At 63.4% G+C, this 1361-nt stretch carries 2 protein-coding genes; both read left to right on the top strand.

Annotation, left to right across the window (positions count from 1 at the left end; genetic code table 11):
* Positions 1–639 (top strand): histidinol-phosphate transaminase (locus FJ980_RS31910; RefSeq protein WP_140547481.1); only part of this gene is annotated, 639 nt, incomplete at its 5' end.
* A gap of 6 nt (positions 640–645) precedes the next feature.
* On the top strand, positions 646–1361 hold a 716-nt coding region (locus FJ980_RS31905; RefSeq protein ID WP_181181384.1), incomplete at its 3' end, for a prephenate/arogenate dehydrogenase family protein.

Here is a 1361-nt window from a genome sequence, read left to right as displayed (position 1 = left end):
AAGATCGTGTTCCTCGCCAATCCCAACAATCCAACCGGCACTTACGTGCCGTTCCAGGAGGTGCGCCGCCTGCATGCCGGCCTGCCGAAGAACGTGCTTCTGGTGCTCGATGCCGCCTATGCCGAATATGTCAGGCGCAACGACTATGAGGCCGGCATCGAGCTCGCGGGCAGCTCTCAGAACGTGGTCATGACCCGCACCTTCTCCAAGATCGGACTTGGCGGGGCGCGGATCGGATGGATGTATGGGCCGATGCACATCGTCGACGCGATCAACCGCATACGCGGTCCCTTCAACGTCAATGCGACGGCGATCGAGGCCGGCATCGCCGACGTCCGCGACCGCGCCCATATCGAGCGCAGCGTCGCGCAAAACGAGACCTGGCTGGCCTGGCTGAGCGAACAGATGACCGGGCTCGGGTTGCGGGTGACGCCGAGCGTCGGCAATTTCCTCCTCATTCATTTTCCCGACGACGGCAAGCATTCGGCCGCGGCGGCGGACGATTATCTCACCCAGCGCGGCTACATACTGCGGCGTGTTTCGGGCTATGGCTTTCCCAACGCACTGCGTATGACGGTCGGCACCGAAGAGGCCAATCGCGGCGTTGTCGCGGCACTCACGACATTCCTGAAAAGCTAAAACGCCATGGCATCACCGATGTTCGAAAAGATCGCGCTGGTCGGCATCGGCCTGATTGGCTCGTCACTGGCCCGCGTCATCCGCCGCGAGGGCCTGGCCGGCCATGTCGCCATCTCGACGCGCAGCGCCGCGACGCTGGCGCGGGCGCAAGAGCTTGGGCTGGGCTCCTCCTACGCCATAGATGCCAAGGAAGCGGTCCGCGATGCCGACCTTGTCATCGTCTCGGTGCCGGTCGGCTCGTCCGGCGCGGTGGCTCAGGAGATCGCGCCGGCGCTGAAGAGGGGCGCCATCGTCACCGATGTCGGCTCGACCAAGGCTTCCGTGATCGCACAGATGCAGCCGCATATACCCGGTGGGGTGCATTTCATTCCCGGCCATCCGCTGGCCGGCACGGAGAAATCTGGGCCCGATGCCGGTTTCGCCGATCTGTTCGACAACCGCTGGTGCATTTTCACCCCGCTGCCGGACACGGATCCGGACGCGCTGGAAAGGCGTTCCGAATTCTGGCGCCGTTGTGGCGCCAACATCGACACGATGGATCCGCAGCATCACGACATGACGCTGGCCATCGTCTCGCATTTGCCGCACATCATCGCCTACAACATCGTCGGCACCGCCGATGACCTAGAATCGGTGACCAAGACGGAAGTCATCAAATATTCCGCTTCCGGTTTCCGCGACTTCACCCGTCTTGCCGCCTCCGACCCGACCATGTGGCGCGA

The sequence above is a fragment of the Mesorhizobium sp. B1-1-5 genome (genome assembly GCF_006443065.1).
GTDB lineage: Bacteria > Pseudomonadota > Alphaproteobacteria > Rhizobiales > Rhizobiaceae > Mesorhizobium.
The sequence above is the reverse complement of the archived record's forward strand: the minus strand, read 5'-3'. Positions and strand labels throughout refer to the sequence as shown.